Below are 13,647 nucleotides of genomic sequence, written 5' to 3'. Positions count from 1 at the left end.
CCCGTCTCAGTCTTCGAACGCGACGAGGTGCCGCTCGCGGGCGCGGGTCAGGTGCAGGCGCATCGCGGCCTCGGACCGGTCGGGATCACCGGCATAGATGGCGGCGGCCAGGTCGCGGTGCTCGTCGTTGGTGATGGCGATCTGCCCGTACGGGAAGTAGCGGCGGTGCAGGTGCAGGTGGGAGTGCAGCCGGTTGATCGACTCGCGCAGCAACGGGCTCGCCGCGTACTGGGCGACGAGGTCGTGCAACTGGGCGTCCAGGGCGGTGAACGCGGCGTGCCAGTTGCCCTCCTCGCCGCCCTCGACGGTGCGGGCCGCCTCGGCGACCAGGCTCGCGCGCTGGGCGTCGGTGGCGCGCTCGGCGGCCCAGCGGGCGGCGGCGCACTCCAGCAGCAGGCGCATGTCGAACATGTCGTGGAATTCGGCGACGGTGAGCAGTGGGCTGACCGTGTAGCCGGCGCGGGGGCGTTTGCGGACCAGGCCCTCGGACTCCAGGCGGGCCAGGGCCTCGCGGACCGGGGTGGGTGAGACGTCGAGCTCGCGGGCGAGCGCGTCGATGTTGACCCGGTCGCCGGGTTCGAGGATGTGCTCGAGCACCGCGGAACGCAGGGTCTCGTAGACGTCGTCGCCGAGGGTCGGCCGGTGCAGCCGGGCCACGGACAGGGGCCTTGTCATAGTCGCCATCCTTGTTTCGCCCAGGTTTCCGAACACATCTTGACTTGCCTCATTGTGAGCGAGTACACATCCAGGAAAGATCCTATAGGATCTACGACACGGAAAGGAAGCCCGCATGAAGCGGTCCCCGTTCCTCCGCCTCGGCCTCGGGGCAGCGCTGTTCGGCCTGGTCATGACGACCGGGTGCACCAGGAAATCGGACAACGAAGAGGCCGCTGCCACCACCGGCAAGAGCCCCGATCAGGTCAAGGTCGCGCTCATCCCCGGCGGTGCCCACCCCTACTTCCAGCCGTGGAAGACCGCGGCGGCCGATGTGAAGACCGAGTTCAAGCTCGGCGACGCCACCTTCAACGAGACTTCCGGCTGGGACCAGACCAAGCAGAACGACGTGGTCAAGTCGCTCGCCGCGCAGGGATACAACGCGTTCGGCATCTTCGGGGTCGCCCCGGAGAACATCAACTCCACCTTCGAGGACCTCAAACGGCAGGGCTTCCCGGTCGCCTCGCTGGCGTCCTGCCCGGCCGGTGACGTCAACAAGGCCGACTTCTGCCTCTCCACCGACGTCGAGGAGGCCGCCTACAAGGCCACCAAGGCGGCCATCGAGGCGATCGGCGGCAAGGGCAACCTGGTCCACCTGACCGGCAACAAGGTCGACTCCAACACCCAGCGCCGGATCGCCGGCGTGGAGAAGGCGGTCGGCGAGACCGGCGGCTCGGTCAAGATCCTCCAGGTGGTCACCGACATCGACACCGACCTGCAGACCGCGCAGAAAGCGGTCGCCGACCTGCTGGCCGCCAAGGGCTCGGAGATCACCGCGATCGTCAACACCGCCTACAACCCGGCGGTCGCCGCCGCCGAGGGGGTCAAACAGGCCAAACTGCCGATCAAGGTGATCGCGATCGACGACGACAAGACGATCCTGGACGGCATCAAGGACGGTTCGGTGGCCGGCACCGTCCTGCAGAACCCGGTGGGCCAGGCGACCGTCGGGTCGTACGCGCTGATGAAACTCGCCGGCGGCTGCACCATGTCGCAGCCCGGGGTGGTCGTCGACTCCGGCTCGTTCGTGGTGACCAAGGCCAACGTGGACGGCTACGAGACCGACCGGGAGGCCAAGACCACCTCGCTGCGCCAGGACTTCGACAGCCGCTACCTCGTCTGCAAGTAGGGGGAGCCACCCGTGCCCGTCGTCACCCACGCCGAGGCGTACCTGGTCGACCTGCCGGTCGAGACGGTCCGCACCGACGCCCTTCAGACCTTCGTCAAACAGGAGACCGTGTTCGTCGAGATCCGTACGGACGACGGCGGCGCCGGCACCGGGTACAGCTACACCATCGGAACCGGGGGCAGCGCGGTGCTGGCGCTGCTCCGCGACGACCTGCTGCACCGCCTGCCGGGCAGCGACCCGCGCCGGGTCGAGTCGATCTGGCGTGACCTGTTCCTGTCCACCAAGGCGACCACGGTCGGCGCCATCACCGCCCTGGCGCTGGCCGCGGTCGACACCGCCCTGTGGGACTGGCGCTGCCGCGCCGCCGGGCTGCCCCTGTGGGTGCTGGCCGGCGGCGCGAAGGACCGGATCCCGCTCTACGACACCGAGGGCGGCTGGCTGCACCTGAGCACCGAGCAGCTGGTCGCCGGGGCCAAGGCCAGCCAGGACGCCGGGTGGCCGGGCATCAAGATGAAGGTGGGCCGGTCACCGGCCGAGGACGCCGAACGGCTCGGCGCGGTCCGGTACGCGGTCGGCGACACCTTCGACGTGATGCTGGACGCCAACCAGTCGCTGACCGCGGCCGACGCGATCCGCCGGGCCCGGCTGCTGGAGCCGTACGACCCGTTCTGGTTCGAGGAGCCGCTGCCCGCCGAGGACGTGGCCGGGCATCAGGCGCTGGCCGCGGCGACCGCGATCCCGATCGCGGTCGGTGAGTCGCTCTACTCCCCCGGCCAGTTCGCCGAGTACGTGCGGCGCGGCGCGGCCGGGGTGATCCAGGTCGACGTGGCCCGGATCGGCGGCATCACCCCGTGGCTCAAGGTCGCCCACCTGGCCGAGGCCGCGAACCTGACCGTCTGCCCGCACTTCCTGATGGAACTGCACGTGAGCCTCTGCTGCGCGATCCCGAACAGCAGATACCTGGAGCACATCCCGCAACTGCGCGCGATCACCCACGGCGAGATCGACGTCGCCGGCGGGCAGGCGCTCGCCCCGTCCGCTCCCGGGCTGGGCATCGCCTGGAATCGCGACGCGATCGACGACCGGAGAACGAGTTGACCGCCCCAGTCGAGACGCCGGCCCGCCCGGCCGCGCCACCACCACGCACGCCACGCCGGACACCGCTGTGGGCCAACCCCCGGGTCGGCCTGGTGGTCCTGCTGATCCTGCTGGTGACCCTGTTCAGCACGATCCGGCCGGCGTTCCTGGACACCCGGCTGACCCTGACCCCGCTGCAATCCGACATCAGCGTCTACCTGGTCGTCGGCCTGGCCCAGATGAGTGTGCTGTCGCTCGGGCACATGAACATGGCGGTCGGGCGGATGGCCGCGACCAGCGCGTTCGCCATGGGCCTGGTGCATCACACGATCGGCGGCGGGCTGCTGGTCAGCCTGTCCGCCGGGCTGCTGGTCGGCGCCGGGCTGGGCGCGCTGGCCGGGTTCATCATCTCCCGCACCGGGGTGAACTCGTTCGTGGTCACCCTGGCCATGGACTTCGCGCTGGTCGGGCTGATCACCATCCTCTACACCAGCGCCGTCGACGGGGTGGCCTTCCCGACCATGCCGGCCGGGATGGACGCGCTGCGCTTCGACACCTTCGCCGACTACTGCGCCGGCGACGTGTGCGGGCCGCGGATCCCGCTGGTGGTGCCGTTCGCACTGGTCGCGGCGCTGCTGGTGGGGCTGCTGTTCCGCTGGTCGCGGCTGGGCCGGGAGATCCTGATGACCGGCGCCAACGCGACCGCGGCCGAACTGTCCGGTATCCCGGTGCGCCGCCGGGTGGTGCAGGCGCACGCGCTGAGCGGGCTGATCGCGGCGCTGGCCGGGTTCCTGCTGGCGGCCAACAACGGGGCGTTCTCGGCGAGTCTCGGCGACTCGTTCCTGCTGCCGTCGTTCCTGGCGCCGGTGCTGGGCGGCACCCTGCTGGCCGGCGGCGCGGTCAGCGTGCTCGGCACCGCGCTCGGCGCGACCCTCACCCAGGTCATCTACAAGGGGCTCAACCTGTTGCAGTTCCAGCTCGACCAGTTGCAGCTCTACATCGGGCTGGTGCTGCTCGCGGCGTTGTCGCTGGACCGGGGCCGGCACGTGCTGGCCGAACGACGGGGGACCGCGCCATGACGACACTCGCCACGCTGTCCGGGCGGCGGGTCACCCGTACCCCGGAATTCACCCTGGCTGTCATCGCGGCCACCGGATTCGCCGCGCTGGCCGTCGCCACCGGCGGCAACCTGCTCACCGCCGGCACCCTGGAGGCGTTCTTCCGGTTCCTGGCCGTGCCGATCGTGATCGGCCTGTCCCAGATGGTGGTCCTGGCGGTCGGCCAGATGAACCTGTCGGTCGGCGCCCTCACCGGCCTGTGCGCGATGGTGTCGGCCTGGCTGATGCTCGACGCCGGACTGCCCGCACTGATCGCGGTGCCCGCGGCGCTGCTGCTCGGGCTCGGTGTCGGCCTGCTCAACGGCGTCCTGGTGGTGCTGACCCGGATCAACGGCTTCATCGTCACGCTCGCCACCATGACGATCATTCAAGGCCTGCGGTACGGGGTGAACGGCCCCGACACCTACCAGGGCTACTCCCCCGGGCTGCGGGAGTTCGGCCGGGCCTCGATCCTCGGGCTGCCCGCGGTGTTCCTGGTCGCGGTCGTCGTCGCGGTTCTGGTCGCGGTCTTCTTCAGCCGTACGATCACCGGCCGTCAGCTGCTGGCCAGCGGTGGCAGCCCGTTCGCGGCCCGGCTGTCCGGCATCTCCAACGACCGGTCGCTGATCATCGCGCACGGCCTGTCCGGCCTGCTCGCCGGCGTCGCCGCGGTGATCACCGTGGCCGCGTCCGGTTCGGTCAACGCCACCATCGGCGACGACCTGCTGCTGCCCAGTTTCGCCGCGCCGATCATCGGCGGGGTCGCGCTGACCGGCGGCATGGTCAGCGTCCTGGGCACCGCGCTCGCCGCGTTCCTGGTGCGGCTGGTCGATGTGATGCAGGCTCAGTTTGGTATCAACCCCCGCTGGGTGGATCTGATCATCGGCGCCGTGGTGCTCGGTGCGGTTCTGCTCGGCACCGTCCGGCAGCGGATTCGGGAGAGGTCGACCTGATGCTCGTCGCGCAGAACCTGGTCAAGACGTTCCCCGGGGTGCGGGCGCTGGACGGCGCCGGCCTCACCCTGAACGCCGGCAGTGTGCACGCGCTGCTCGGCGAGAACGGCGCCGGCAAGAGCACCCTGGTCAAGCTGCTCACCGGCGTCTACCGGCCGGACGGCGGCCGGATCACCCTGGACGGCGTCGAGCGGCATTTCGCCGGGCCGCTGGACGCGCAGCGGGCCGGGATCGGCGTGGTGCATCAGGAACGCAACCTGATCCCGGCGTTCTCGGTGGCCGAGAACATCGTGCTGCACCATCTGCCCGGCCGGGCCGGGTGGCTGGACCGGGACCGGATGCGTGCCGAGGCCCGCCGCTGCCTGGACCTGCTGGAGGTCGACCTCGACCCGGACACCCCGGTGTCGCGGCTGTCGGTGGCGCAGGGCCAGCTCGTCGAGATCGCCAAGGCGCTCAGCCTGGACAACAAGGTGCTGCTGCTGGACGAGCCGACCGCGTCGCTGACCGGCGACGAGGCCGACCGGCTGTACACCGTGGTCCGGCGGCTGCGCGACTCCGGGCACGCCGTGGTGCTGGTCAGCCACAAGCTGGAGGAGGTCTTCGCGGTCGCCGACACGGTGACCGTGCTGCGCGACGGCCGCAGCGTGGCCGAGGCGGCGCCGCTGGCCGGCTTCAGCCAGGGGCAGATCGTCGACCTGATGGTGGGCCGCGCGTTCGCGTCGATGGAGCTGGCCGAACGCCACGTCGACCCGCAGGCCCGGCCGGCGCTGCGGCTGGACGGGGTGAGCACCGCCCTGGGCCACCGGGACGTGTCGCTGACGCTGCGGCCGGGCGAGATCCTCGGCCTGTACGGGCTGGTCGGCGCCGGCCGCAGCGAGCTGGCCAAGGCGATCCTCGGCCTGGAGCGGATCACCGCCGGCACGGTCGAGGTGCACGGCGAGACCGCCCGCATCCGGGACGTCGGCGAAGCGCTGCGCCGCTACAAGATCGGCTACGTCACCGAGGACCGCAAGGGTGAGGGCCTGTTCCTGGAGCAGCCGGTGACCCGCAACATCGCGGTCACCGTGTGGCGGCGGCTGGCCCGGGCCGGGCTGATCGGCGACAAGCGGGAGAGGTCGCTGGCCGAGACGTATGTGGACCGGCTCGGCATCCGGGTCGCCTCCCCGCGTCAGCCGGCCGGGCAGCTGTCCGGCGGCAACCAGCAGAAGGTGAGCCTGGCCAAGTGGCTGGCCGCCGACTGTGACGTGCTGATCGTCGACGAGCCGACGGTCGGCATCGACGTGCGGACCAAGGCGGCGTTCCACGAGCTGATCGCCGAACTGGCCGCGCAGGGGCTGGCGCTGCTGCTGATCTCCTCGGACCTGCCCGAGGTGGTGGTGCTGGCCGACCGGATCGCGGTGATGAGCGACATGCGGGTGGTCGGCGAGCTGGACAACGATCACGACTATCCGCGGATCAGTCAGCGGATCATCCGGCTGATCCACGCCGAGACGCACGTGGAAGGCGGGGTGAGCGCGGTATGAACCCCCTCGAGAGGGTCCGGCTCGGCCGTACCCCGGTGCACGTGACCCGGCTCGGGCTGGGGCTCGCGCCGCTCGGCGGGCTGTACTCGGTGGTCGGTGACGACGCCGCCCGGGCCACCGTGGAGCACGCGTGGCAGCTGGGCGTCAGGTTCTTCGACACCGCGCCGCTCTACGGCAACGGCCTGTCCGAACGGCGGGCCGGGCCGGTGCTGGCCGGTAAACCCCGGGAGGCGTTCGCGCTGTCCACGAAGGTGGGCCGGCTGCTGCGGCCGGGCGGCGCGGACACCCAGGAGATCTGGGCCGAACCCACCGGGGTGACGCCGGTCTTCGACTTCAGTGCGGCGGGGGTGCGCAGGTCGTACGCCGAAAGCCTGGATCGTCTCGGTCTTGACCGGGTCGACGTGCTGCACCTGCACGACCCGGACGAGCACTTCGACCAGACCGTCCACGAAGCGCTCCCGGCGCTGGTGGAGCTGCGCGGGCAGGGCCGGATCTCGGCGGTGTCGGCCGGGATGAACCAGGCCGGGATGCTGGCCGATCTGGTGCGCACCGGCGAGCTGGACGCGGTGCTGCTGGCCGGCCGGTTCACCCTGCTGGACCAGTCCGGCGCCGACGAGTTGCTGCCGCTGTGCGCCGAGCGTGGGGTGTCGGTGATCGCCGCGGGCGTGTTCAACTCGGGCCTGCTGGCCACACCGGGGCCGGGCGCGACCTTCGACTACGCGCCCGCCGATCCGGGCCTGGTCGACCGGGCGCTCGCGATCCGCAAGGTGTGCCGGCGGCACGGCGTGCCGCTGCGCGCCGCCGCGATCCAGTTCCCGTTCACCCACCCGGCGGTGACGTGTGTGCTGGTCGGCGCGCGCAGCCCGGTCGAGGCCGAGGACGCCGTCGCGATGTCGTCGGTCCCGGTGCCCGGCGTGCTCTGGGCCGACCTGCGTGCGGAGGGGCTGATCACGTGATCATCGACGCGCACCAGCATCTGTGGACGGCCGACTACCCGTGGCTGCAGGACCCGTCGCTGGCCCGGATCCGCCGCGACTACACCGTCGACGACCTGCGGGCGGTGATCGGCGCGGCCGGCGTCGACCGGACCGTGCTGGTCGAGGCGGGCCGCTGCGAGGCCGCCGAGACCCGGGAGTTCCTGCGGATCGCCCGGGACACCCCGGAGATCGCCGGGGTGGTCGGCTGGGCGAGCCTGCTCGATCCGCTGCTGGCCGTGACGATCGACGCCTACCAGGCCGGCCCCGGCGGCCACCTGCTCGCCGGGATCCGCGACCAGGTCCAGGGGCAGGCCGACGACTTCCTGGACCAGCCGCGGGCGCGGGCCGGGCTGGCCGCCGTGGCCGCCGCCGGGCTGGTCAACGAGCTGGTGGTCCGGACCGCCCAGCTGCCGTCGGTGGCGGCGGCCGCGGCCGCCCTCCCGGACTCCACGTTCGTCCTCGACCACCTCGGCAAACCCCCGATCGCGGCCGGCGGGCTGCGACGCTGGCGTGAGCTGCTCGCGCCGGTCGCCGCCCGGCCGAACGTGATCGCCAAACTGTCCGGCCTGGTCGCCGAGGCCGACTGGGCGACGTGGACACCGGCCGACCTGGAGCCGTACGTCGACACCGCGGTCGACCTGTTCGGCACGAACCGGCTGATGTTCGGCTCGGACTGGCCGGTCCTCGAGGTGGCGGCCGGCTACACCGAGGTCAAGGAGACGATGAGCGACCTGCTCGGCGGTCTCCCGGCGGACGTCTTCGGCGGCACCGCCATCAGCACCTACCACTTGGAGCTCATGTGAGATACCTGCGAGTCGGACCCGCCGGCAGCGAGCGGCCGGTCGCCGAGTCGGGCGGCCGGCACTTCGACCTGTCCCCGGTGACCGCCGACATCACCGGCGAGTTCCTGGCCGCCGGTGGCGTCCGGTCCACGGCCGGGCTCCCCGAGACCGACATCGCGGGCGAGCGTCTCGGCCCGCCGATCGCCCGGCCGGGTGTGGTGCTCTGCATCGGGCAGAACTACGCGGCGCACGCGGCCGAGTCCGGCGCCGCCCCACCGGAGCAGCCGATCATGTTCTACAAGGCGCCGGGCACGATCGTCGGCCCGCACGACGACGTGCTTATCCCGCGCCGGGCGGTCCGGGTGGACTGGGAGGTCGAGCTCGGGGTGGTGATCGGGCGGACCGCCCGCTATCTGGAGTCGCCGGCCGACGCGGCCGCCCACATCGCCGGGTACGTGGTGTCCAACGACCTGTCCGAGCGGGAGTTCCAGCTCGAGCACTCCGGCGGGCAGTGGTCCAAGGGCAAGTCCTGCGAGACGTTCAACCCGCTCGGGCCGTGGCTGGTCACCCCGAACGAGGTGGGTGATCCCGGAAAGCTGCGGCTGCGCAGCCGGGTCAACGGCGAGCCGCGGCAGGACTCGACGACCGCCGATATGATCTTCGACGTCGCGTACCTGGTCTGGCACCTGTCGCAGTACACCGTCCTGGAGCCGGGCGACCTGATCAACACCGGCACGCCGGAGGGGGTGGCGCTGTCCGGGCGGTTCCCCTACCTGACCGCCGGGGACGTGGTCGAGGTGGAGATCGACGGGCTGGGCGGCCAGCGCAACACGGTCCGGGACGCCGCATGAAGATCATTTCCCTGCGGACGTACGACGTACGCTTCCCGACCTCGCTGGAGCTCGACGGCTCGGACGCGATGAACCCGGACCCGGACTACTCGGCCGCCTACGTGGTGCTGACCGCCGACTCGGGGCTGGAGGGGCACGGCTTCACGTTCACGATCGGCCGGGGCAACGAGGTCTGCCAGGCCGCCGTCGAAGCGCTTGCGCCCCTGGTCGTGGGCCAGCCGGTGGACGACCTCGGCGAGTTCGCGCGGCGGCTCACCCACGACTCGCAGATCCGCTGGCTCGGCCCGGAGAAGGGGGTCGTGCACCTGGCCGCGGCCGCGCTGATCAACGCCGCCTGGGACCTGGCCGCCACCGCCGCCGGCAAACCGGTCTGGCGCTACCTGGCCGACCTCACCCCGGAACAGATCGTCGACCTGGTCGACTGGCGGTACCTCACCGACGCCCTGCAACCGGCCGAGGCGCTCGAGCTGCTGTACGCGGCCCGGCCCGGCCGTGCGGAGCGAATCGCGCTGCTGGCCGAGCGGGGTTATCCGGCGTACACCACGTCACCGGGGTGGCTCGGCTACTCCGACGAGAAGCTGGTGCGGCTGGCCCGGGAGGCGGTGGCCGACGGCTACCGGCAGATCAAACTGAAGGTGGGCAACGACCTCGACGACGACGTACGCCGGATGGCGCTGGCCCGCCGCACGGTCGGCGACGACATCCGGATCGCGGTCGACGCCAACCAGCGGTGGGACGTTCCGGTGGCGGTGCAGTGGATGACCGCGCTGGCCCCGTACGACCCGTGGTGGATCGAGGAGCCGACCAGCCCCGACGACATCCTCGGGCACGCCGCCGTCCGCCGTGCGCTGCGCCCGGCCGGGATCCGGGTGGCGACCGGCGAGCACGTCCAGAACCGGGTGGTCTTCAAGCAGCTGCTGCAGGCCGACGCGATCGACATCGTGCAGATCGACGCCTGCCGGGTGGCCGGGGTCAACGAGAACCTGGCGATCCTGCTGCTGGCCGCGAAGTTCGGCCGGCCGGTCTGCCCGCACGCCGGCGGGGTCGGGCTGTGCGAGCTGGTCCAGCACCTGTCGATGTTCGACTTCGTGGCCGTCTCCGGCAGCCTCCAGGACCGGGTCATCGAGTACGTCGACCACCTGCACGAACACTTCGCCGACCCGGTGGTGATCACCGACGGCGCGTACCGCCTGCCGACAGCGCCGGGGTTCTCGGCCCGGATGCGGCCGGAGACACTGGAGCGGTTCTCGTTCCCGGACGGGCCCGCGTGGGCCTGACCACGGTCAGCCTCGACGGATCGCCGGTGCACCCGCCGGCCGGCGACCCGGACGAGTTCGACGGGCCGGTGGCGGCGCTGCGGCACCTGCTCGCCGCGGTCACCGGCCCGGTCGATCCGGTCGGCGCGCCACTGGCCATCGTCGCCGGGACGGTCGCCGGAGCGGGCGCGCCGGGCACCGCACGGTGTGCCGCCGTCGGGTTGTCGCCGCTGTCCGGCGGGGTGGCCGAGACCCGGGCCGAGGGGCCGTACGCGGCCGGGCTGCGGGGCGCCGGCGTCACCGGGGTGGTGCTGCACGGGCGGGCGGCGTCGCCGGTGTGCGTGGTGGTCGAGGGCGGGACGGCCCGGCTGGAACCGGCCGGGGAGGTGTGGGGGCTGGCGACCGGGCCGGCCACCGACCTGCTCCAGCAGCGGTACGGTGCCACGGCGGCCGTGGCGGTCATCGGCCCGGCCGGGGAGCGCGGGGTCCCGTACGCCTCGATCATCACCTGCCGTCACCACCCGCTGCCGCGACTCGGTCTCGGCGCCGTGCTCGGCGGAAAACGGGTGAAAGCCGTCGTCTGCGTCGGCACGGACCGGCCGCCGGTGACCGATCCGGCGACGGTGACGGCCCTGGCCGCCGAGTATGCCCGCCTGGCCGCGACCGACGGACTGTCCGGTGTGCAGCGCGGATGGCCCGGTTTCGGGGTCTGGCAGGGCGAGCCCGGCTACGCGCCGGTCGCGCAGTTCACCGACACCGTCCGCCGCGGTGGCGTCGGGACGGTGCCGGACCGGATCGCCCGGGAGGCGACCGTCGCCGCCTGCCCGGATTGCCCGACCGGCTGCATCAAGGTGTACGCCGGCGCCGGACTGCATCAGGAGGCGCTGGCCATGCTCGGCCCGAACCTGGGTGTCGACGATCCGTGGCCGCAGCTGCGCCGGCACGAACAGGACGGCACCGATCCGGTCCAGGCCAGCGGCACGCTGACCGTCCGTGGGGTGGCGATCCCGCCGTTCGATCCGCGGGTGCAGCCCAACCTGGGGCTGGCCTATGTGGTCGCGCCGATCGGGCCGCGCTACGACATCGTCGAACACGATCTGGACTTCGACCCGGAGCGTGGTCTGCCGTCCAGCTATCCGGAGGTGCAGCGGCTCGGTGTGCGGGTGCCCCGGCCGCGCGGTGAGCTGGACGTGCACCGGACCGCTCAGCTGATGCGCCTGTGGAGTGGCCTGGACGCGCTCGGGGTCTGCCTGTTCGCGGCGACGCCGACCCGGCCGTTGACGCTGCGCATGGTCGAGTCGCTGGTCGAGGCGGTCACCGGGCGGCGGCCGGACGTCCTGGCGCTCGGCGCGACCCGGATGCGCCTGCAGCACGAGGTGAATCTGCGGGTGGGCCGCGCCGGCGAGGAGACCCTGCCGGACCTGTTCTTCGACTCCCCGGTGCGGGCCGGCGCCTTCGCCGGCGCTGTGCTCGACCGGCCGGCTTTCACCGCCGCGGCCACCGAACTGCGCCGCCTGCTCGATCTGGAAACGAAAGGACCATCATGACCTCGTTCAGTTCTCTGGTCGCCGTCGTCACCGGCGGGGGCTCCGGCATCGGCGCCGCGGTCACCGCAGGGTTCCGGGCCCGGGGCGCCCGGGTCGGGGTGCTCGACCTGCAGCCCGGCGAGCCCGGCGACGGCCTGCTGCCGGTGGTCGCCGACGTCAGCGACCGGGGCTCGCTGGAAGCCGCGATGGCGGCCGTGGCCGAGGCGTTCGGCGGTATCGACGTGCTGGTCAACAGTGCCGGGATCAGCTCGGTCGGGTCGGTCGAGGGCAACGACGACGCCGAGTGGGCGCGGGTCCTCGACGTCAACGTGACCGGGATCGCCCGTGCCTCGGCGGCGGCGCTGCCGTACCTGCGTAAGAGCGAGAGCGGCGCCATCGTGAACCTGTCGTCGATCGCGGCGACCGCCGGGCTGGTGCAGCGGGCGCTCTACTCGGCGTCCAAGGGCGCGGTGCACGGGCTGACCCTGGCGATGGCGGCCGACCTGGTCGGCGAGGGGATCCGGGTGAACTGCGTGGCCCCGGGCACGGTCGACACGCCGTGGGTGGCGCGGCTGCTGGCCCGGACCGCCGACCCGGAGGGCGAACGGGCCCGGCTGGCGGCCCGGCAGCCGACCGGGCGGCTGGTGTCGGCCGAGGAGGTCGCCGGCGCGATCGCCTACCTGGCGTCACCGGAGTCCGGGGCCACCACCGGCATGTCCCTCGCGGTCGACGGCGGCATGTCGGGGCTGCGGCTACCCGCCCGTTAGCGGTCTGATCACGTCGACCCGGTTGGTCCACAGCCAGCCGGACCAGCCGGAGGGGACGGCGTCCAGGTCCTCCGGCTGGTCGAAGCCCTCCGACCAGGGGCCCTCGCCGCCGACCAGGATCACCCGGGTGTCCGCGGCGCGCATCCGGTCGGCGAACAGGTTCGGCCAGCCCCACAGGTACCGGCCGTAGCGCTGTGGCAGGTGCAGCTCGGTGTGGTGGCAGCTGTCCGGGACGTGGCTGGTCCAGCCGGTCGCCAGGTAGTCGATCAGGCAGTCCTGCATGATCGCCTTCGACGTGGTCCGCAGCTGCGCCAGCCGGTCCCGGACGGCCTGGACCGAGTCGTCGCCGCCGTACACGCTGATCGTGGCCAGCCGGTCGGCGGGCAGCGTGGCCAGGTAGTCGGCGAGTGCCCGGCCGTCAGCCGGTTCGTTGTTCTTCAGATCGATCAGCAGCTCCCGGCCGGGGAACGCGGCCACCACCTCCGGGGCGGTCGGCAGCAGGCCGACGGCTTTGCCGCGCAACGGCCAGGTGGCGCCGTTGTCGGCCGTGTAGCCGTACCCGAGGTCGAGTGTGCGCAGTTCGGCGAGGGTGTGGTCGGCGACCCGGCCGGTGCCGTCGGTGCGGCACTCCAGCGTCGAGTCGTGGAACACCGCCAGCTGCCCGTCCGACGTGAGCTGCACGTCGAACTCCACCATGTCGGCGCCGGCGTCGAACGCGGCCCGCATCGACACGATGGTGTTCTCGACGTAGCCGTGGTCGGGCGGGTGGATCCGGGTCGCGGTGCAGGTGTCGTTGCCCACCCCGTCGAGCGGGAACGTCTGGGCGATCCCCCGGTGCGCGAGCAGCGGCGGCCGGCCCTCCCCGGCGCCCCACAGCACCGAGGAGTTGCCGAGCCACAGACCGCCTGCCACCAGCAGCACCACGGCCAGCGCGATCGACAGTCGGCGACGCCAGCGGCGCGGCTTCGGCTCAGACATCGGGCCAGCATGCCAGA

Annotated in this window: 13 protein-coding genes; 11 read left to right on the top strand and 2 right to left on the bottom strand. The window is 72.3% G+C overall.

The window, feature by feature from the left end; genetic code table 11:
* Window positions 1–6 precede the first annotated feature (6 nt).
* Window positions 7–675, bottom strand: coding sequence for a GntR family transcriptional regulator (locus tag AB0E94_RS02350; RefSeq protein WP_360321230.1), 669 nt, complete (start codon window positions 673–675; stop codon window positions 7–9).
* A 115-nt stretch (window positions 676–790) separates the two neighbouring features.
* On the opposite strand from AB0E94_RS02350, the gene AB0E94_RS02345 reads away from it, so the two are divergent.
* From AB0E94_RS02345 to AB0E94_RS02295, 11 genes are read left to right on the top strand one after another with little or no spacing between them, the layout of a single operon-like run.
* On the top strand, window positions 791–1,843 hold the full coding sequence (locus AB0E94_RS02345) for a substrate-binding domain-containing protein (RefSeq protein ID WP_360321227.1): 1,053 nt from the start codon (window positions 791–793) through the stop codon (window positions 1,841–1,843).
* 12 nt (window positions 1,844–1,855) lie between these two features.
* Complete coding sequence (locus tag AB0E94_RS02340; protein ID WP_360321224.1) at window positions 1,856–2,941, top strand: mandelate racemase/muconate lactonizing enzyme family protein; 1,086 nt, start codon at window positions 1,856–1,858, stop codon at window positions 2,939–2,941.
* Window positions 2,938–3,999, top strand: coding sequence for an ABC transporter permease (locus tag AB0E94_RS02335; protein ID WP_360321221.1), 1,062 nt, complete (start codon window positions 2,938–2,940; stop codon window positions 3,997–3,999). The genes AB0E94_RS02340 and AB0E94_RS02335 overlap by 4 nt, the downstream gene beginning before the upstream one ends.
* Window positions 3,996–4,970, top strand: a complete 975-nt coding sequence (locus AB0E94_RS02330; protein WP_360321218.1) for an ABC transporter permease — start codon at window positions 3,996–3,998, stop codon at window positions 4,968–4,970. The genes AB0E94_RS02335 and AB0E94_RS02330 overlap by 4 nt, the downstream gene beginning before the upstream one ends.
* The gene (locus AB0E94_RS02325) at window positions 4,970–6,493 is read left to right on the top strand and encodes a sugar ABC transporter ATP-binding protein (protein ID WP_360321215.1); all 1,524 of its coding nucleotides are present in this window, start codon (window positions 4,970–4,972) and stop codon (window positions 6,491–6,493) included. Before AB0E94_RS02330 ends, AB0E94_RS02325 begins: the two co-directional genes overlap by 1 nt.
* Window positions 6,490–7,449 (top strand): aldo/keto reductase, encoded by a 960-nt coding sequence (locus AB0E94_RS02320; RefSeq protein ID WP_360321212.1) that lies wholly within the window; start codon window positions 6,490–6,492, stop codon window positions 7,447–7,449. Before AB0E94_RS02325 ends, AB0E94_RS02320 begins: the two co-directional genes overlap by 4 nt.
* Entirely contained in the window at window positions 7,446–8,273 is an 828-nt protein-coding gene (locus tag AB0E94_RS02315; RefSeq protein WP_360321209.1) for an amidohydrolase family protein, read from the top strand. The genes AB0E94_RS02320 and AB0E94_RS02315 overlap by 4 nt, the downstream gene beginning before the upstream one ends.
* Complete coding sequence (locus AB0E94_RS02310) at window positions 8,270–9,103, top strand: fumarylacetoacetate hydrolase family protein (protein ID WP_360321206.1); 834 nt, start codon at window positions 8,270–8,272, stop codon at window positions 9,101–9,103. Before AB0E94_RS02315 ends, AB0E94_RS02310 begins: the two co-directional genes overlap by 4 nt.
* Window positions 9,100–10,380, top strand: coding sequence for an enolase C-terminal domain-like protein (locus AB0E94_RS02305; protein WP_360321203.1), 1,281 nt, complete (start codon window positions 9,100–9,102; stop codon window positions 10,378–10,380). Before AB0E94_RS02310 ends, AB0E94_RS02305 begins: the two co-directional genes overlap by 4 nt.
* Window positions 10,371–11,906 carry an aldehyde ferredoxin oxidoreductase N-terminal domain-containing protein gene (locus AB0E94_RS02300; protein WP_360321200.1) on the top strand — a complete coding sequence of 512 codons (1,536 nt, stop codon included), beginning with the start codon at window positions 10,371–10,373 and terminating at the stop codon, window positions 11,904–11,906. The genes AB0E94_RS02305 and AB0E94_RS02300 overlap by 10 nt, the downstream gene beginning before the upstream one ends.
* Window positions 11,903–12,652: an SDR family NAD(P)-dependent oxidoreductase gene (locus tag AB0E94_RS02295; protein WP_360321197.1), complete on the top strand. Its 750-nt coding sequence runs from the start codon at window positions 11,903–11,905 to the stop codon at window positions 12,650–12,652. The genes AB0E94_RS02300 and AB0E94_RS02295 overlap by 4 nt, the downstream gene beginning before the upstream one ends.
* Here AB0E94_RS02295 and AB0E94_RS02290 read toward each other — a convergent pair.
* Window positions 12,638–13,630, bottom strand: a complete 993-nt coding sequence (locus AB0E94_RS02290; protein ID WP_360321194.1) for a glycerophosphodiester phosphodiesterase family protein — start codon at window positions 13,628–13,630, stop codon at window positions 12,638–12,640. The genes AB0E94_RS02295 and AB0E94_RS02290 overlap by 15 nt on opposite strands.
* Window positions 13,631–13,647: the final 17 nt, after the last annotated feature.

The organism is Actinoplanes sp. NPDC026670 (assembly GCF_040638175.1).
GTDB lineage: Bacteria > Actinomycetota > Actinomycetes > Mycobacteriales > Micromonosporaceae > Actinoplanes.
Note: the sequence above shows the minus strand (reverse complement) of the source record. Positions and strands in the feature narration are given on the sequence as shown.